This is a genomic window from Peribacillus simplex (assembly GCF_030123325.1).
Lineage (GTDB): Bacteria > Bacillota > Bacilli > Bacillales > DSM-1321 > Peribacillus > Peribacillus simplex_D.
This window is the reverse complement of the sequence record NZ_CP126106.1, coordinates 2,955,577-2,975,490: the sequence shown is the minus strand read 5'-3', so window position 1 is coordinate 2,975,490 and position 19,914 is coordinate 2,955,577. Positions and strand designations below refer to the sequence as shown.

Below are 19,914 nucleotides of genomic sequence, written 5' to 3'. Positions count from 1 at the left end.
AATTTCAGTTTTACGCATAAATGTACATGGAATTATTCACTGGGTATAAAAATGGACTCAAGAAAATTATCATCGATGCGAAGTTTTATAAAAAAACTTGATGCATTAACCAAAAGAGCTAGAGGGATTCTGATATATCCTTTTAACGGGGTTTACCGTAGATGATTCATTTCGTTGGGATGATCGGATGACAATGGAAGTAATGACTTTGAACTAATATGATTCGTGGAAGTCTATATTATGGTAGGTTGATTAGTGTATTAAATAAGGTCTGAATGATGTGAACGTACCTAATAGTTTCGTTTAAGAATAAGGTTAATGGCACTGCAAAAGTTAATATCAAGGAAAGGATGACAATCAACGTAGCAAGTGTTGATTATAGTAAATGTTTTACTTTAAGTAACTAGTTTGATAAACATATTACTTACTATTTATTAAAGTACCAACCTCGGTAGAATATATTATATTTACAAAGAAATATTAGCTAATAGGAAATGGCTCTTAAAGGTGAAGGCTGGAAGGTGGATCATGTAGAAGTAATTGGAGGTCCAGAAGAAAGTCATTAAACACCCTCCGGCTTTTGAAAAAGCCTAGCCAAAACTTTTAATATGTGGGGAGATTTCCCACGCCCCTTTTCGCTCGCCACTAGGCAACTTCAAAACGGGGTTTTGAAGAGCATGAAAGCTTCTTTGGGATAGATATCTTATCAACTCCTTAAATTCCTTCCCTACGGTCAGTCAGACATTTACCGTTGACAAGGCCACGCCTAGCAATATACCAAGAAAAGAGGAAAATGATAGGTTAGGTACCTTTTATATACCCAACCTGTTTTGTTACCATAATGGTTTCACTTTGCTGTATTGGATACTAATTTTACTTACCATGGTATAACAGCTTGCAAAGCCTTTTGTTTGGATGTAAATGTTCCTGCAAACTCAGGGAAATCAACACCTATTTTCTCACAAAGATCTCGATTATTAATAGCGCTAAAACGAAATTCTTCAGGAACTAGATCGTCATTGATATTAAAATGGAATGCATAAGCTTCATCATCCTATAAATACATTAATTCAGCTTTTGCCACTCCTTGATAACGAAATTATTAATTTTCAACTTGATATAAAATATCTCCTTTGTGTTCGTAAGAAAACTTCATATAAACTCCCTTTTTTAAAATTATTAAAACCCTGTACTTCATAACTAATTCTGGCGCTTGTCCACAAATTTTCCATTTGCAAATGCCTTATAGCCTAATAACGTGAAAGTTAATAATACATAGATTAAATTTATAAAAATCATTATTATGTATGTATAGAGTAAATAATTTGAAACTCAGGGGGATATTATGAATATAGCTATTTTAATTGGTGTAAGTGAATATACTCATCAACCTAATTTACCTGCATGTGCGAATGATGTCAGGATAATGAAACATTTCTTAACTAGTACAGGTAAATATAAAAAAATTCTATTACTTGATAAGGACACCACTAGTAAAAACGTAAAAGATAAAATTATTAATTTTTTAAGTGAAATAGAACAATCCGAAGAACCAGTTGATGAGATATTTTACTATTTTTCAGGTCATGGAACATATGACAATGATGAATTTTATTATGTTATGTCCGATTTTCAAAATGCAAATAAGAAGCGAACATCTTTAGAAAATACAGAGCTAGATAATTTACTTAGAAATCTTGATGCTAACCTGGTAGTAAAAATAGTGGACGCTTGTCAGTCAGGTGTGCCCTATGTAAAAGATGTAGATGATAATCATTTTGATAAAATCTTAAGATATGAACAGAAAGTGTTTAAGAATTGTTACTTTATGTTTTCTTCACAAAGTGATCAAAAATCATATGCAGGTGATGAATTAAGTTCTTTCACTGATGGAATTTTTAGCGCAATCTTAGAATCTGATGACGATACACCACTTCGATATAAAGAGATTATGGATTCTATATCTGATTCATTTGCAAAAAACACTGAATTCAATGGCAGAGAACAAAAGCCATTTTTTATAGTACAAGCTTCTTACACTGATGAGTTTTGCTTTGTGACAAAAGATATTAAAAAAGAATTAGATACCATAATTAGTGAAATTATAGTACCTGAAGAACTACCAACAACTAAAGATACTATGAGCATCAAGCAGATGTTAGAGGAAGACGCAAAAAAATACTGCGTAAGCTTAGAGGAAATAGAAGAACAGGTTATTAAAATTAAAACTTATATTAAAGAATACACTTTCTCTAACGAACTAGATGACATATATACTTTAGAACGAAATTTTTATGAGAAAGATGTTGATATTCCAGAAGTTGAAAAGATAGCAACTACTTTAGAAAAACTTTCCAATGGGTATTATATAGATGTTGAATACGGAAAAAAAGAGATGAAAGAGGTAGTAAGCAATTTTGCTTCATTAAGTGCAACATTAAGGGGAGAAAAACCAAAGTACCGTTCTGTTGAAAAAATGGTCCCTGTTAATTATAGGACAACTATAAACCTTCCTTTTTATTTAGCAGAATTAAAAGCAACAACAAAACTGCCTAATCTAACTCCATTCGACGTCAAGGTAGTTCCTATTGTGTCAAGATCTAAGATATTACTTTTCTTCTCGTATAACAGTTACAAAGAGGAATATTTCGATGAATATGTGCTTGCAAATCGAGTTAAATGGCATGAAGTTGAGATAGAAATTAAAAATGAAACAGAGATCAAGGAACAGATAGGCATTATTTTAGAATCGATGAAGGGCAGAATTATGAAATTTATTAATAATAAATTTAACGTGAATTTAGAAAGCGAAAGTGATGTAAATACTAAAAATGACGTTGCAATAATAAATGCTGCAATAAATGCTTAAGATTTTAAAGTCTTAAGTATTAGAAGTTTTGAATACAAGCATTATTGTTTCATGCCCGAAAGTGTTTAAAGGGGTCCTACCATGGTAGGACCCCTTGTAGTTATAGAATTATAGCATTCTGACTTTAAGATACTACTACATTTTTTTTGTAAGGCTTCTTATTGGGGACATATCCCAACAAAGATCGATTTTTAATTATTCCATTATTACTTCTCAACTACTCTTGTTATACAACTATCAATTATACTTTTTGGTTTTCCCCCTTGTTTTGGGGTGTGAAGGCGAAGGTGGTCTTATTGGTGTAATCTGTATATAAAGATTAAAAAGAAACGTCAGGAGCGGAAGCACAGGCGGTTTGTCGGGTACAATTGGCAGAGCAAGCCAGATATCTGATTCCTCGTTTTGGGTATGTTCGGCTTGGCGATAGACACAGACCCGACAAAATTCGTAAGGCAAGGGTAAAGGGTGGAGATTTTTTGGAGTGGTTTTCTCTAAAAAATACTACCCGGCCCTTTCCTGGAGAATAGCCATTTTGTGAAGCTTTCAAGCCATTAAGGGGGGTATATGAGTTTAGAAAAATATTGCTTGTATTGTCAAAGAAGATTCCCACAGGTTGAATATTTAAAACCGATTTATAGTTGGACCAATGGGGAGCTGGAAGGATATTTTTGTGAAAGGCATTATGAACAGGTGAGAGATTTTAATAATCGTCAGAAGCAAGCTTATGAGGATTACAACAAAAGGAGGAAGTAACTAAGAGTAAAATTGATATTATGGAGGTTTATCATGGAATTAATTAATGGTTTTTTAAAGATTATTGGTGGAGTTTCTATACTGGGCGTGGGTTTAGTATATCTATCTCGATTAATGGCACAACAAGTTTTTAAAAAAAATATGGCAGACTATCAAGGGGAAATAACCAGAGAGCTAGAAAAACTAAAATTACAGCAACAAAAAAACTTTAAGGACTTTGAGTTATTTACTTCAAAAAAGCACGAAAAGTATCCTGAAATGTATCTCCACTTAGAAACTGCATATGGTGAAATTTTGCGTTTAGAAGGTGTAAATGAAGCTTTAACGTTTGAAAATTACGACGAAGAAGATTTAAATTTATATTTTGATGAATTAAAGATGACAGGTTTTGATCGAGATAGGATTATAAAATTATGGAGAGCCTTTGAGGGAAAGCAATCTGCAATCATAGAAATTCAGAAAATTGAAAGAATGATAAATTACCGAGGAGCAGAAGAAAATTGGCGTAAAGCAAATAATTACTATTATTATAATCTGCTTTATTTTTCGGATGGTGTTAGTTATGCGTGTAAGGACTTGATAGATAACCTTCTTAATTATTTGATCTTTTTACATCCGAAATATGAATTTACATCTCCAGAAGAGATGAGAGAAGGAAAAGAGATGAGAGATATGCTTCCTGAAATTCGATTATCAGTGAGAACTAAAATGCAAAAGGAACTTAGAATAGAGTGATAACCTTGATAGAATATTTGTTGGTGCTTTATGTGAAATCAAACGTCATAAGAAAAAGCCTTCAGCGAGAAGGCTTTTTTTCGTGCGCCCGGCATGGGTGCAATCTATAGGGTGAAAGTCCCGAACCATGAAGGCAGTAGTAGTGGTTAGCTTAATGCAAGGGTGTCCACGGCGACGTGGAATCTGAAGGAAGCAAGCGGCAAACCTCCGGTCTGAGGAACACGAACTTCATATTAGGCTAGGTATCATTGGATGAGTTTGCGAAACAAAACAAAGTCCTTACTGCCGAAGGTGGTACAGAGTAAATGAAGCAGATAGATGGAGGGAAAGATTGCACTCTTACCCGGGGAGGTCTGATGACAGCCAAGTACACTTGGTAACCTGTCCAGTGATGGACAGCTGAATCATCAGAAGTCAGCAGAGGTCATAGTACTTGTCTACTCGAGAAGATAAGGAAGGACCGAACAGATTAAGGAGGATGAATACTGGGCGTTCGTTATCTGCGAAGAAGCAAACAATTCCTAACGGAACTTATTTGAGGGAAGAAGTGGTGAATACACGGGGAACTTCAAAAGGGCGGAGCAGATAAAGGCACAAATAGACCATTTATCCACGTAGAAAGGATATCAACGATGTTAATGGAACAGATACTAGAGAGGGAAAACTTAATACAGGCATTGAAGCGTGTAGAAAGAAATAAGGGAAGCCATGGTGTAGATGGAATGCCGGTTCAAAACCTGAGACCGCACCTCGCAACCGAATGGTACAACATGAAAACTGCCCTTTTACAGGGTACCTATCAACCGCAGCCCGTCCGTCGTATCGAAATCCCGAAACCAAACGGCGGAGTTCGGCTATTGGGTATTCCAACCGTTCTAGACCGTTTCATTCAACAAGCCATTGCCCAAATATTGACCAAGATATATGACTCAACCTTTTCGGAGAATAGCTATGGGTTTCGCCCTAACAAACAAGGGCACCAGGCGGTTCGAAAGGCAAAGTCCTATATAACCGAAGGTTATACATGGGTAGTGGATATGGACTTGGAGAAGTTCTTCGATAAAGTGAATCATGACAAGCTCATGGGAATGTTAGAGCGGAAAATTGAAGATAAACGAGTTCTCAAACTGATTCGTAAATTCCTTCAAGCAGGCATTATGATAGGCGGACTTTTTCATAAAAGTGAGGAGGGAACTCCGCAAGGAGGTCCGTTAAGTCCTATATTATCTAATATCATGTTAGACGATTTAGATAAAGAACTAGAGAAACGTAATCTTCGATTCGTAAGGTATGCGGATGACAGTACTATCTTTGTGAAGACACGAAAAGCCGCTAAACGTGCAATGGGAAATATCTCAAACTTCATTGAAAATAATCTGAAGCTAAAGGTCAACTACGAGAAGTCGAAGTATGATCGCCCTTGGAACAGAACGTTTCTCGGTTTTAGTTTCACGAAGTCAAAGAACCCGAAGGTTCTACTGGCTAAACAAACGGTGAAGAGAGTAAAGAAACGAATCAGGGAAATGACCTCGAGGAAATCACCGATACCCATGAAACTCCGAATAAATAAGTTAAAGCAATACCTTAGAGGTTGGATGGGGTATTTCGCCCTCATTGATACTCCGAACGTATTGAAGAATTTAGATTCATGGATTCGAAGAAGACTCAGGATGTGCCTATGGAAACAATGGAAATTACCAAGAACGAGGGTGAGGAAACTCAAAGGATTAGGCGTCCCACTTGGAAAAGCATATGAATGGGGAAATAGCAGAAAGGGTTATTGGCGCATAGCGCATAGTCCTATTCTAGACAAAATCCTTAATAATGTTTATTGGCTCCACCAAGGGTTAGTAAATCTATATGAACGATATACAAAACTACGTCAGACTTAAACTGAACCGCCGTATACCGAACGGTACGTACGGTGGTGTGAGAGGTCGGAGGCTAGGCGCCTCCTCCTACTCGATTTGCTTTATTTATAAAGTAATTCTTTGAGCCAATTCCTAAATTCTTCATCCTTCATTTTGACAACATGATTAAGGTCAGTTAAAAATAATTTGATTAATCGACGTAGAATATCATCAACTTCTATCATGAGATCTTCGCTTGCATTTTTCCCTGCTGTACCATGGATATATTTAGATCTATAGTCATAAGCCTTTGTTATAATTTTTGATATTTTTAATTTTTCTTCTAAATTTACACCTAAAATTCTTGCACTCCGGTCAGCTACCTGAAATCTCAATTCCGCATTTGTATCCGAAAGCAAAGATTCTAATGCAGAAATATAAAAAGTGATTTTCGCTGGTAAAAACGACTCTTTTCTTGCCATAGTCACAAATTGTATAGTTCTTTGTAATCTATTTGTCTTGTGATACTGAATATCCTTATTTGTATTATTGAATACAATCTCGCCAACTGCTATTTCTTTTTTTATTGTTGTGGGTTCGAGTACGGTATTTGTGTACATTTCTAAGATAAGTTGAGCCCAGGTTTCGGCTTCTTGTAATTCATCTTCTGAAAAAAACGTTTTACCGTACTCACCTATGGAGTTTGAAAACATCATCGGTGTTCGATTAGTAGAAATTTTATTATCATCCGATCTACTCATCATAACATGTGAATTTACTGAATTGTCTTTGGTTAACCATAGTGAGAAAAGAGCATCATGTACAAAATCTCTAAGCTCAAGCATCTTCTCTAAATCCTGAAATCGATAAGGTGCAATTTCTGTATTAAAATAAAAACAAGGACTTTTTGTAAACTCATTATAATATTGGATTTCACCTATATCCTGAATCATTTTCTGGTCATTAAATTTTTTTATTTGTAAACCTTGTTTTTCGAGTTTTATTCCATTAAATGTTTTATTTTCGAAAACATCTGGTAATTTTAAATTTGATAGTAAAGCGACAACTGACAATCTCAATATTCACGCCTCCGTCTATTTCCTTTTTCTACATAATATATTAATTACCATATGTGTACAATTTTTTAATTAACCTCGATAGAATATATAAATAACCCTAACCCGGCATTTAAATGGGGTTAAGGTTAAAATCTTCAGGGTGTTTGCCTAAAGTTGACTTACCGAGATATTGAGGAATATTTTAAAACATAGCTTCTCGATGAGTTGTTTTAATTAGATAAATAAAGATGTCTAAAATTCAGGTGGAAATTTCATCTATATAAAAATAAATTTCTTCTATTGTACAAAAGGGGGCAATACTTGATTAGTGGTATTGCCTATTCTTATATCACATAGGGAGGAGCATTCCTGTAATAAGTGAAAAACATTTTTCTTTTTTTATAAAGAAGAGGGCGTGGTAAATAACTCATCTTTGCGTAAAATACTCATTTTACGAACAAATGGACATGAGAATGAATGTTTGGTATAATCTTCATATATATAAATTAGGGAGCGTGTTTATGTATACAGAGATGTTTCAAACCATTCAAGATACACTCATAAAACTTTATCTATATCTTTATCAATCAAATAAGAATGCTAGCATCAAACCCCACAAATCCATACTATGCATCAAGTAACGTGGTCCAAGTTCCTCCAAATGTTCAATAAGATTTATTTCATTATTTTCATGGGTGGATGTATCCTTTTAAAATGAAAAATAAAAAGACGAGTTGCCTCGCCTATCCATTCCTTATGAAACTGTTGATTTATCCTGCTTCTTTTCAACAGCCATTAACTCAGGATTTTCCCCTTCATCCTTTTTTTCATCATTTACTAATCCCTTGGTAGCACTCTTGAATTCAGTTAAAGTACGTCCAAAGGCTCTACCGATTTCCGGCAGCTTTTTAGGCCCAAAAATTATCAAGGCAATGACAAGTATTAAAATTAAACCTGGTATACCTATACCTTGAACCATAATGATTCCCCCAAGTAATGAAATTTTGAAATTCCTTTAGCTCATTTTTAGAATAACCTCAATAAATAAAATCGTTTGAATCCATTTTCTTATCAAGTTTTTTAAAATCTAGATTTATTTCAATACCGTTAATATCTGTTCGATAGTTCGGTTCGCTACATAAATTTAAGATTGCTCTACTTATATTTTATGCTCTTTTTAACTCTAATTTATTACTTTTCTTTACCTTTCTCCTCTTCAATATTGAACCCACAGCTCTACCAAGTTCGAATTGTTTATGCGTCCCAACAAGATTAAAGAATGTCTTAAAATTTCACAAAAAATGCAGTAAAGTACATGATTAATAGTCCAATAGCGAATCCCGAAAGGTTTAACCATGAAACAGATGCTTCATTATGTTTTCTATGATCTTCAATGAGGATTTTCGTTATTACATAAATTACTTGAAGAATTGCCCCTGCACCAATACCAAGGAACAAAGCTCCCCAAATTGGCGAGAAGATGAATCCGCCAACCCAAGTACCTGCAATGGCGGGTGCACCTGCGATAACTCCCAGTAATAAAAAGTCTCTATATCGAGGTGTGGTCTTTAATAAAGGGGCAGCGATTCCAATCCCTTCCGTAATGTTGTGCAGGGTAAACCCGATAATTAAAAAGGTTCCTAAAGCAGCTTCACCTAGTGCAAAGGAAGAACCAATTGCCAAACCTTCTCCAAAGTTATGAAGCCCTATTCCGGCAGCCATCAACAAAGCCAGACCAAAAGGAGAATATCCTTTCTTTTCTTGTTTTCTTTGTTGATACTGATCAAATCCGATCAATAATAAGAACGTTAAGGAAGCCGCAATAATGACAACCATATTTCCCTGAAAGACAGAAGGTGCTTCTGCACCAATTTCAAATCCATCAGCCAGAGTCCCAACAAATAAGAATAAAAGGAGCCCAACGGTAAGGGCAAGAATCCCATTTATGGACTTTCGTGAGAAGCGTTTCATAAAGGGATACCACAACAGCCCCAATGTAATCGGGACAATACCAACGTAAAAGCCGATTAAGCCGTAATTAAGAAAGTTGCTCCAGGTGACTTCTGGAGTGAGTGTGGCAGCTGCAACTTCACCTTCCGAGATAATCCCATTCTCTGTGATTAACTTTATGGTATGTGGATCACCTTCCACCCATGGGTAAGAGATGGTCACCTTCCCCTCATCAAATCGTTCAAGTTTTGCTTGGGGAGCGACATTGAAATTCCACACTGAATCATTAACCATCACTTGAGAAATCGTTAAGGGTTCGGGTCCGGTATTACTGACAAATAATTCGAAACCGATTTTAGTTACCTTGATGCGTTCAATGTTCAAGACTTCAATCGGTGCTGCAGGATCTTTTTCTACACCTGCTCCATTCTTCAGCACCCATCCTAGCACCCCTATAAGTAATACTAACGGTATTAAAACAGTAATTAACCATTTGCCCTTCATATTATCCCTCCTTTTTACTCGACCTCAAAGAATCCCATCCAGCCTAACTCAGCAAATTCACTTACATGGGCATGAAACATATATATTCCCTTGTATGAAAACCGAACTTCAATGATTCCACGTTCTCCCTGGCATTGCATGATGGTATCAGTGAACTGAGAGGGGTTATCGTTTCTCCCGGTTGGATAATACGTAAAGTAATTCGCATGCAAGTGAAACGAATTTAATAAGTCGAATTCTGTTAAATTACTTAGATAGATCCTTACGAGTTGATCTTTTTTGATTTTAATTGGGTGATTCATAAATGCGAAGGCATAGCCATTCACCGTATAAAACTCGTTTTCGCCGTCTAAATCCAAATCAAAGCCATTCATAACCATGTTTAACTCTAATGCCGGCTCTCTTGGCTTCTTTGGATCAATAATAAAATTACCGTATAAGCCTTTATGGATATGGCGGGCTAGGGGTAGTACATGGCAATGGTAAATTTGTAATCCGTATGGCTTTGCTTCAAATTCATACGTGAAATTTTGTCCAGGATAAATGGAAGTTAAACCATCCATCTCTGGAGGATGGATTCCGTGAAAATGAATAGAGTGGGGATGGCTGCCCTTATTAATAAAGTGAAACCGCAAAAGGTCCCCCTCGGTACAGCGAAAAGATGGTCCTGGAATTGATCCGTTATACGTCCAGCCTGGAAATTTTATTCCCTTGGCAATTTCGATTTCTTTATCAATTGCCACGACTTCATATTCCCGGAGGATTTGTCCGTTAGCCAGCTTAGTAACTTTTCCATAATCAAACTCCGTAAGAAGCCGTTCTGCCATTTTATAACCTGTGGTTTTGGTTAGATCACTCATATTTGCATGACTGGTATGTTTGCCATTCTTGTGAGACGAATCATTGGATGCCTGAGCAACAATTGGGAATTGTGCCATTTTATTGATGTAATAAGACCCTGCTACTCCAAACGCACCAGCAGTCCCCATCTTTAAAATATCTCTGCGGGAAACCTTTTTATCATCCGACATTTCTTGACCCCCTTCTAAAAAAGTTTCGTAAAGGAAACTTTTTGTTGTATAGGCTATACTTTAAGTTGGGTACAAGTTTCGTGTCAACTCTTTTTTTAGGCTATATTCGTATTAAATTATTGCTCAGGTGGGAATATTCAACCGTATTAAGACAGGGGTGTTTTTTAATACATCAACTATATGTGCTCTTATGAATCGGAAACTCTACAGTAGGCTCCTTTGATTTACTTGTGTAATCTTTTCAAACCTATGGATCTCGTACAGCCAACTATGAATATAATCCATAATTGAATCGAAGGCTTGCTGTATTCTCCAGTCATAATCCTTGCTTTTAGTTTCTATAGCCTGGCGCTTCGTTTTAAAACATCGTTTCACAGTTCACTTTTCAATCCCGACATTAATCCGAAATGACGATACTTTACTTAACTTACATTGAAAAAAACTCCATGTTGAGCTGGAGGTAGCGTGCTACTGTAGCACTATATTCATACAAAATATGGATTTAAAAATTGAAATGAAAAGAAGCAATTACTTGTAAATAAAAAAGTTCTATTATTAAGCATGTCATTAACCGATTCCATTTTCCGAAAACTTACTAGATTGGTAAAAAAAGAGGGTTAACATGGTTTGGCATAGTGTATTATTTACAAACTATTAATAAGCTTTAATAATCGGCATCGATCTTTTTATGACAAAATCCTTAGTTTTTTCTCCACTTTGGGCTCCTGCCATCAATTTCCACCTTATATATGTTACAAATATGGCAATAACCTCCATATCATTGTATAAACCGTGACTTTTAGCTTATTTTTCATAAGAAGGAATAAAATCACATGGGATTAACAGAGCATTTAAAAAGGTCTGTTAATTTTGAGGGTAGAGTTTGCTATAAGGAATATAGCATCCCTCAAAAAAATGTTGGAGGTAATGTTAATGATATCTAGCAATAGCGGTTTAAACAGACGTAATTTCTTAAAAGTTGGTGGAATGAGCACTTTAGCATTAACACTTGGTTCAACTGGGGTATTGTCTCTTGCGGGAGCTACAAAAGGATTTGCAGTGGAATCTAGCAATCCAACAAGCGGATTTGGTGGATATGGCCCGCTAGTAAAGGATCCAAATGGAGTTCTGGATCTGCCAAGGGGATTTCATTACAAAATGCTTTCAAGAACTGGTGATATCATGCCTAATGGTGACCTTGTTCCTTCTGCTCACGATGGAATGGCTGCCTATAAAGGGGAAAAGGGTACAACCATTCTTGTAAGAAACCATGAAAATGGGACAAATTCTGATTACCCTGTAAATGGAAAAAAACCTTGGAGCGCTGGTGCTGCGGGCGGCACAACCACATTGATCGTGGAACAAAATAATAAAGTCATTGATCAGTATGTATCAAGTTCAGGTACGATCCGTAACTGTGCGGGTGGAGCTACGACTTGGGGTACCTGGTTAACAATGGAGGAAACTCGTGATATGGGACATGGCTTTGTATTTGAAGTAAATCCGCTTGATCCTGAAAACGAAATGTCAAGAACACCAATCCGTGATATGGGTTATTTCTCCCATGAAGCTGGGCATGTTGACCCTTCAACAGGGATTTGGTATTTAACGGAAGACGCAAGTCCAAGCTTCTTGTACCGTTTTACACCACATGACCGTAGTCAAAAACTAGGTTCTCTGCAAAAGGGCGGTACACTTGAGGCAGCAGCGATTGATGAATTACCGGCTGCAGCTGCAAGTCAATTTAGTACTAGACAAAAATTCGGGATCGTCTGGAAAAAATTAAATCCTGAAATCGCACAGCAAGACGCTAAGGAAAAAGGCTGTATTCAGTTTAGCCGCTTAGAAGGGGCTTATTTTTCTGAAGGTACTTTATGGTTCGATGATACAAGTGCAGGTTCAGCACGCCTTGGCCGTGTTTATCGCTACACGCCAGCGACAAACACCTTAGAACTATTCTATGAGTCTACGGATGAAAATGATTTAGAAGCTCCAGATAACATTACAATCACTCCTTGGGGAGATCTATGGATCGCCGAAGATGGAGGCGGTAATGATCGTATTGTCGGATTGACTCCTGAAGGAAATATTTATACTTTTGCTGAAAATATGATGAACGGTTCTGAATTTGCAGGCCCTACATTTTCTCCGGATGGAAATACTTTCTTTGTAAATATGCAAACACCCGGTATCACCTTTGCGATTTGGGGACCATTTGCACGCAGAAATTCTACCCGCAGACGAGCTATGAACCAAGCTCTGCCTCCAGCAAGTCTTGCTCCTGTTGTTTCGGATAAACTTACTGCATTTGCAGATGAACAAGGTATGCCTTTATTGGAAGCAGCTGCTTTAGAGCGTCATGGTATGCCAATTTTATAAGTAAATGGTTTAGGAGGTGAGAAGATTGTTATCTAGCATCGGCATTCCTGGCCTAATTCTCATTCTAGTCATTGCGTTAATCATTTTTGGTCCTTCTAAATTACCGGAAATCGGGAGTGCTTTCGGGAAAACTTTAAATGAATTTAAAAAAGCAACAAATGACTTGATCAGCAATGACAAAGAAGAAAAAACTAAACTTGTCGCTCTTGATAAAACCGAAAAGACTGGAAACTAAATAACTTGTGTTTACAATTTAATAGAGTAATTGCTTGGAGGAAATAGGATGAATAAAATGGGAATGAAGTTATTGACGGGCTGCTTTTCGCTGACGATGGCTGCTGCTTTTGTCGGAATGCCCGTAACAGCAGATGCGGAGGAAAAGCTCAAGGAGGGAGAGAAGTTTGAACTCACCATTCTCCAGACGAATGACTTTCATGGCCATTTGGATGACATCGTCACGCTGGTTGATGGAACCATTCATCAAAATTCTATTGCGAAGTATGCCACCATCATTGAAAATGTGCGCAATGAAGAGGAGAATCTGCTTCTCGTCGATGGCGGGGATGTCTTCCTGCGAGGCGAGTTTCAAGCGGGGCAAGGAGAGTTGGAGACGTCTCTTTTGAAAGCTTTGGACTATGATGCAATGGTTCTCGGAAACAACGACTTCCGCGTTTACCCTGCCGGAGAGGGCACACAGGAAAGCCGTTATGAACAGTTAAAGAATTACCACCGCAACGTGAATTTCCCCATCCTTACTGGTAATGTCATTGACAGGGAAACAGGAAAGTACATTCAGAATGTAAAACCTTGGAAGAGTTTTACCTTCAATGGTGTTAAAGTCGGCATGATCGGCCTTACTTCGATGAAGCCGGAAATTCGCGGTTGGAATGATGTTGCTGACCTCGATTTCATCGAACCGGTAGAAGCGTTGAATGCGTTGCTTCCTGAAGTGAGCGAAAAGTCCGACATTAATATTGTCCTTTCGCATGCCGGAAACACTGAAGACCACAACTTGGCTCAGGTTCCAGGAGTTTCAGCGGTAATCGGCGCAGATACACATAAGGTCATCGAAACGCCCGAATACGAATTCAATGGAGAGGTGATGGTGCCAATTACTCAAGCCGGCGGAGAACAAGAACATTATTTGGGCCGCCTGGATTTGACCTTTGAAGTTGTTGACGGGAAAATGATGTTGGCCGAATCCGATGGATTCCTCTACGACGTCACAAATGTCCAAGCCGATTCAGAGATACAAGTGATTATAGACGAATATCGTTCAGAGTTGAATGCGCAATAATTCAAATGAAGTCTTCATAATGCTTTGTCGTTTCTTTATTAATTATGCAGTAAGAATGCAAGGTGGTGCAGAAAGTCGGTGAAAGCTAACGACTGCCGGCCTTTTTATTTTTGCATTTCCGCCCTTTCCACGGAGAACGCCGAACTTAGTGTAGATTTTATCTGTGTTGAGATTGCGATTGATTTGTACTTAAACAACAATGAATAACTTGATTTAAACAATTGTTGATATCCATAAACAACCAATTATATTTTGCCAGCAGATGGTCATAATAAATAAAGAAGAAGGGGCTAGTGATTTACGTATGGTTCATATCATATAGTAAATGAGGTGTCAGTTAAAGACGTTTAACTTAACTACTGGAAGCTTCATTAAAAAATCGTTTCGAGCAAGGAGATGGTTCGCTTGCACGTAAAAGCAGAAAACTCATTCAATAATTGTCGATTATACTTTGAAAGTTGATAAAACTTTTAAGATATAGGGGATGGTTGCTTTGGATGGTAAACTCTAGTCAGATACCGGTATTTACTCTAATGTAGATGAGGTGTTTATCGCAGAGAATTTATGCTGATTCGAAATGAAGCAAACCCCTTTTTCAGGCAGGGTGCAACATTCAGTTGCATCCTGTTTTTATGTGCGTTCTTTTCTTGCTATCACTAGCGTGAGCCATTTTATTAATATCCTTTTCACTTACCTGTTACGTTATAAAATAAAAAAAGAACCCAATTAGGAAAAGCATAAAGGTAACAAGATGATAAAAATATAATACACTAATATCGGAGAAGACATAAATCAAACAAAAAGGATGGGATCCTGATGGTTGATGAAAATAAGCAAAAAAACAATCGGGAACAATGGAAAAAGAAAGTCATGGATAATCTGAAGAGGGAAGCTGTCAAAAATATCATAGCAAGAATGGGAGATTTAGCAAGATTAGATGCTAAAGTCAATAATACTTACACTGTATACATCAAGGATGGAAGGATGATAAAGAAACCTTCAAACGGGAAGTGTGTTGTCATTAATGGAAAAATCCAAGATTAAAATTTGTGAAGGAATAGAGAATAAACATTATAGAAGGTGAAGGTATATAGCGGTTGGCCCACAGAAATTGTGCAAGGGCATAACAAAGTTCATGGTGCAAACGTGCTTGGTAAGCTTTCTGAAGCCAATGATAGTGAAGAAGATCTCGAGTCCATTACTTTTATGAGTTCTAATTTGATTAGATTTGGTATATTTGAGGTGTACGTCCGAGCTGCTCGAACTAGAAACCCGCATACAGGGGAAGAAAAACTATTTGCTGCTTCCGAAGTTTACTGCTTTTGAACCGGATAAGGAAAAGAAGCGGTTAAATGAAAAAGTAGTATTTCGTAAAAAAATACTCTGGGATGAGATATTCTCCAGAGTATTTTTTGCTTTATGTAAAATAGGTTATATACTTTCGCTCCTGTTTTTACATAGATTCCAAGCTTCAATATAAACGAATGGAAATTATATGGGATTCTTTTTTTAGGCTGTTTTCGCATACTTTGCTGCTATTTACCAAGTAAAGCGGTGTGGTTGATTTCCCCTCCAGATGCTCGCTTTCCGCGGGGCGGGCGGTGAGCCTCCTCGGCGTAAACGCCTGTGGGGTCTCACCTGTCCCGCTGCTCCCGCAGGAGTCTCGCACTTGCGCTTCAATCAACCTTAAATCGTTTTGTTTTAAAAACAACAATCTTTACGAAAAGAGCCTTTTTTAAAAATAAATTCTAATATTGCAGTAGCCAGGACAGGTCGTACGGGTGCGTGCGACATGATTTCGTGAAGAAACTGTCCGCCCCCTGCTTGTAAAAGAATGTTGGAGGTTGGTTGGGACTTAGATATCGTATAACACTATCGCAAGGGACAGGGGAACTGGTTGATAAGCAAAGAAGAACAAACAAAGATATTGACATCCTTTCAGTTGGTTTATTCTTTTAACAGCCTCTGTTAAAGCCCCATTTTAATATGCAATTAAAAAGGAATTTTTGTTAAATTAATACAAAATATATTCCAAAAATAACCTCGACAGAATATATGATAAACCCATATTAAAAGCAGTTAAGTAATAAACAACCAAGATTTTAAATGGTAAAAAATAGATAATTAAAAGGGAATTCAATACTTTTGTTGAACAAGAATATTGTGGGTCATTTTAAAAGAATGATATTTGCAGTTGTAACCGTTTACATCGAGGTATTTAACTTGATCATGTTAGTGGATTATAAGTCCAAATCGTTAGAGAATGGAGGTTTAACCTATGGTTAGCACGATGGCAATCAATAAGGATGATTCTCGTTCCTTCCTAAAGGAAGAACACTTATTATTTAAACAATCAATTCGTGAATTTCTCGCCAAGGAGGCTGTCCCCTTTTATGATCAATGGGACAAGGAGGGGGGGATACCTCACTCATTTTGGAAAAAGATTGGAGATAATGGATTTTTATGTCCATGGCTTGATGTGGAATTCGGTGGAATAGGAGCAGATTTTGGCTATTCAGTTGTGCTGGCAGAGGAATTGGAATTGGTTGGATCAGCGTTAGGAGGAATATCCATTCATTCTGATGTTATAGCCCCTTATATTGCCTCATTCGGAACAAGAGATCAGAAACAAAGATATTTACCAAAGTTCATTACAGGTGAATTGATTTCAGCCTTTGCATTGACAGAGCCGGGAATGGGTTCGGAATTAGGGGATATTCAAACCACAGCGATCAAGAAAGATGGGTATTATATACTCAATGGAGCCAAAACATTTGTCACAAATGGCTTTAAAGCCGACTTCATGATAGTGGCATGCAAAACGGATCCTAATGCTGTTCCTTCCCAAAACGGAATCAGTTTGCTGATAATTGATAAAGATACGCCAGGATTTTCACGGGGAAGAAAGCTTGGTAAAACAGGACAAGGATGCCCAGACACAGCCGAACTATTTTTCGATGATGCTTCAGTTCCTGTTGGCAACCTCATTGGGGAGGAAGGGAAGGGTCTTTCTTATATCATGCAAAAACTGCAGCAGGAAAGACTAATGTGTGCGATCGGGTCTTTAATGGCAGCGAACGATATGCTTCAATTAACGAAGAATTTTATAAAAGGACGAAAAGCATTTGATAAGAAAATAAGTAAATTGAAAAATGCACAGTTTACCATTGCTGAAATAGCGACAGATATTCATCTGGGAAGAACGTTTGTTGATGGGTTGATTCTTAAACATATGACTGGGGAGAAAATCATAGCTGAAGTATCGATGGCTAAATATTGGATAACGGAGATGTCTAAGCGAATATCCGATAAGTGCATGCAATTACATGATGGCTACGGAAATATGGGTGACGATAAAATTGCCCGGCGTCACCGGGACATTCCTTTGACAAAATTCTTTACAGGGACAGATGAAACCGTAAAAACCCTGATTGCTAAAAATATTGGGTTTTAATTCAACTTTAGTTTTTTAAATCATTCAACTACCTCACTTTAAAATGAGGTAGTTTTTTTATCCCATTTATTCTATATAATTCCAATGAACTAGTTTTTTAAAAATAAAAGGTTTATACAGTTTGCTTTATGGGTACTAAAGACTGTGCAAATGAAAAAATTAATATATTTGTAAAATTTGTAATTGTATGCGAATGATGGAGGTGCTTGTTATGTTAAAAATCGAAAATGTATCGAAAATCTATAAGGGAGGAAAGAAAGCTGTAAAAAATATATCATTGGATATTAAAAAAGGGGAATTCATTTGCTTTATTGGTCCGAGTGGATGCGGTAAGACAACGACTATGAAAATGATTAACCGTCTTATCGAGCCGTCGGAAGGCAAGATACTTATTAATGGTGACAACATCATGGATAAAGATCCAGTAGAGTTAAGAAGACAGATCGGGTACGTTATCCAGCAGATCGGACTTTTCCCTCACATGACGATTCTTGAAAATATCACCCTCGTTCCAAAACTTCTTAAATGGAATGAACAGAAGAAAAAGGAACGCGCATTGGAATTGCTTCAGCTTGTAGATATGGGACCTGAATACCTGGAAAGGTATCCTTACGAATTGAGCGGCGGGCAGCAACAAAGGATAGGCGTTCTCAGAGCACTAGCTTCCAATCCTCCACTCATTTTAATGGATGAACCTTTTGGCGCACTAGATCCGATCACCCGCGATGCCCTTCAGGAGGAATTTAAAAATTTACAGCGCACACTTGATAAAACAATCGTTTTTGTTACCCATGATATGGATGAAGCCATTAAGCTAGCCGACAGGATCGTCATCTTAAAAGCTGGTGAAATCGTCCAAGTGGGAACACCGGATGAAATCCTCAGAAACCCAGCCAATGAGTTTGTGGAAGAATTCATCGGCAAAGATCGCCTGCTTCAAACAAGACCGAATGTTGAGCTGGTTGAACAAATCATGAGTCGAAATCCAATATCCATTACAGAGGAAAAATCCCTTACAGATGCTATTACGATCATGCGCGAGAAAAGGGTAGATTCTCTACTTGTGGTCGATGAGCAAAATGTGTTGAAAGGGTTCGTGGACGTTGAAACGATCAGTGAATATCGAAAAAAGGCTAAATTTATCAGTGAAGTCATCAATACTGAAGTCTATTCAGTGAAACAGGATACTTTAATCCGCGATTCCGTTCAGAAGATTTTAAAAAGAGGGTTCAAATACGTGCCGGTAGTTGACCACAATAAACATTTGGTCGGAATCGTCACTAGGGCTACATTGGTGGACATCGTATATGACAGCATCTGGGGAGAAGAAGAAAATCAAATGGAAGAAATGGCAGAAATGATTTAGGAGGTGAATGAGATGGAAATTTTGCTCGATTTTTTACAAACGAACTGGCAAGAATTGATTTATAAGGCATGGGAGCACTTATATATATCCTTGATAGCTGTTTTCCTTGGAATAATAGTTGCCGTACCACTAGGGATCATGTTGACGCGAATGAAAAGGAGCGCTTCGATAATAATCGGAATGGCAAACATTATGCAGACATTGCCAAGCTTAGCGGTACTAGCCTTTTTCATTCCTTTCCTCGGAGTTGGGAAAACACCCGCAATCATTGCGTTATTTTTCTATTCCGTTTTACCCATACTCAGAAATACATACACAGGCATTAAAGGTGTAAATGGAAATCTTCTGGAATCTGGACGCGGCATCGGGATGACAAGCTGGGAGAGAATTCGTCTCGTTGAATTCCCGCTTGCTCTTTCCGTCATTATGGCTGGCATCCGTACGGCTTCCGTCTATTTAATTGGATGGGCCACCTTAGCCTCCTTTATTGGAGGCGGGGGACTTGGAGATTACATTTTTATCGGTTTGAATTTATACCAAACAGAATATATCATCGCAGGTGCAGTTCCGGTAATCATCATGGCTATCCTGGTGGATTATGTATTCTCGATCATTGAACGAAAAGTCGTACCAAAAGGATTGAAAGGTATGAAGGAAGTTGCTTGAGG

Annotated in this window: 15 protein-coding genes; 11 read left to right on the top strand and 4 right to left on the bottom strand. The window is 37.5% G+C overall.

Translation table 11 applies throughout. The features are described 5' to 3' along the window. Positions 1 to 1,345: 1,345 nt before the first annotated feature. The 4 genes from QNH43_RS14035 (at position 1,346) to ltrA (ending at position 6,249) form a co-directional block, all read left to right on the top strand. Positions 1,346 to 2,869 (top strand): caspase family protein, encoded by a 1,524-nt coding sequence (locus tag QNH43_RS14035; protein ID WP_283914591.1) that lies wholly within the window; start codon positions 1,346 to 1,348, stop codon positions 2,867 to 2,869. A 564-nt stretch (positions 2,870 to 3,433) separates the two neighbouring features. Continuing rightward, complete coding sequence (locus QNH43_RS14030) at positions 3,434 to 3,622, top strand: hypothetical protein (protein WP_283914590.1); 189 nt, start codon at positions 3,434 to 3,436, stop codon at positions 3,620 to 3,622. A gap of 33 nt (positions 3,623 to 3,655) precedes the next feature. Next, positions 3,656 to 4,357 carry a hypothetical protein gene (locus tag QNH43_RS14025; protein WP_283914589.1) on the top strand — a complete coding sequence of 234 codons (702 nt, stop codon included), beginning with the start codon at positions 3,656 to 3,658 and terminating at the stop codon, positions 4,355 to 4,357. 632 nt (positions 4,358 to 4,989) lie between these two features. Next, a complete protein-coding gene (gene ltrA, locus QNH43_RS14020) occupies positions 4,990 to 6,249 on the top strand; it encodes a group II intron reverse transcriptase/maturase (RefSeq protein ID WP_283914588.1) in 1,260 nt (419 codons plus the stop codon). Positions 6,250 to 6,329: 80 nt separating this feature from the next. On the opposite strand, the gene QNH43_RS14015 is transcribed toward ltrA, so the two are convergent. The 4 genes from QNH43_RS14015 to QNH43_RS14000 all read right to left on the bottom strand — a co-directional run bounded on the left by QNH43_RS14015 (position 6,330) and on the right by QNH43_RS14000 (position 10,579). Continuing rightward, the gene (locus tag QNH43_RS14015; protein ID WP_283914587.1) at positions 6,330 to 7,286 is read right to left on the bottom strand and encodes a HEPN domain-containing protein; all 957 of its coding nucleotides are present in this window, start codon (positions 7,284 to 7,286) and stop codon (positions 6,330 to 6,332) included. 733 nt (positions 7,287 to 8,019) lie between these two features. Beyond that, the gene (gene tatA / locus QNH43_RS14010) at positions 8,020 to 8,244 is read right to left on the bottom strand and encodes a twin-arginine translocase TatA/TatE family subunit (protein ID WP_283914586.1); all 225 of its coding nucleotides are present in this window, start codon (positions 8,242 to 8,244) and stop codon (positions 8,020 to 8,022) included. Between the two features lie 305 nt (positions 8,245 to 8,549). After that, the gene (locus QNH43_RS14005; protein WP_283914585.1) at positions 8,550 to 9,719 is read right to left on the bottom strand and encodes a ZIP family metal transporter; all 1,170 of its coding nucleotides are present in this window, start codon (positions 9,717 to 9,719) and stop codon (positions 8,550 to 8,552) included. A 14-nt stretch (positions 9,720 to 9,733) separates the two neighbouring features. After that, on the bottom strand, positions 9,734 to 10,579 hold the full coding sequence (locus QNH43_RS14000) for a multicopper oxidase domain-containing protein (protein ID WP_434060200.1): 846 nt from the start codon (positions 10,577 to 10,579) through the stop codon (positions 9,734 to 9,736). 1,104 nt (positions 10,580 to 11,683) lie between these two features. On the opposite strand from QNH43_RS14000, the gene QNH43_RS13995 reads away from it, so the two are divergent. The 7 genes from QNH43_RS13995 (at position 11,684) to QNH43_RS13965 (ending at position 19,912) form a co-directional block, all read left to right on the top strand. Then, positions 11,684 to 13,129, top strand: coding sequence for an alkaline phosphatase PhoX (locus tag QNH43_RS13995; RefSeq protein ID WP_283914583.1), 1,446 nt, complete (start codon positions 11,684 to 11,686; stop codon positions 13,127 to 13,129). 25 nt (positions 13,130 to 13,154) lie between these two features. Continuing rightward, on the top strand, positions 13,155 to 13,364 hold the full coding sequence (gene tatA / locus QNH43_RS13990) for a twin-arginine translocase TatA/TatE family subunit (protein ID WP_283914582.1): 210 nt from the start codon (positions 13,155 to 13,157) through the stop codon (positions 13,362 to 13,364). Between the two features lie 48 nt (positions 13,365 to 13,412). Beyond that, positions 13,413 to 14,426: a bifunctional metallophosphatase/5'-nucleotidase gene (locus QNH43_RS13985; RefSeq protein ID WP_283914581.1), complete on the top strand. Its 1,014-nt coding sequence runs from the start codon at positions 13,413 to 13,415 to the stop codon at positions 14,424 to 14,426. An 816-nt stretch (positions 14,427 to 15,242) separates the two neighbouring features. Next, on the top strand, positions 15,243 to 15,470 hold the full coding sequence (locus QNH43_RS13980; protein WP_283914580.1) for a hypothetical protein: 228 nt from the start codon (positions 15,243 to 15,245) through the stop codon (positions 15,468 to 15,470). A gap of 1,234 nt (positions 15,471 to 16,704) precedes the next feature. After that, positions 16,705 to 17,880, top strand: coding sequence for an acyl-CoA dehydrogenase family protein (locus QNH43_RS13975; protein ID WP_283914579.1), 1,176 nt, complete (start codon positions 16,705 to 16,707; stop codon positions 17,878 to 17,880). A 211-nt stretch (positions 17,881 to 18,091) separates the two neighbouring features. After that, the gene (locus tag QNH43_RS13970) at positions 18,092 to 19,246 is read left to right on the top strand and encodes a betaine/proline/choline family ABC transporter ATP-binding protein (RefSeq protein ID WP_283914578.1); all 1,155 of its coding nucleotides are present in this window, start codon (positions 18,092 to 18,094) and stop codon (positions 19,244 to 19,246) included. A 12-nt stretch (positions 19,247 to 19,258) separates the two neighbouring features. Beyond that, a complete protein-coding gene (locus QNH43_RS13965; RefSeq protein WP_283914577.1) occupies positions 19,259 to 19,912 on the top strand; it encodes an ABC transporter permease in 654 nt (217 codons plus the stop codon). Positions 19,913 to 19,914 lie beyond the last annotated feature (2 nt).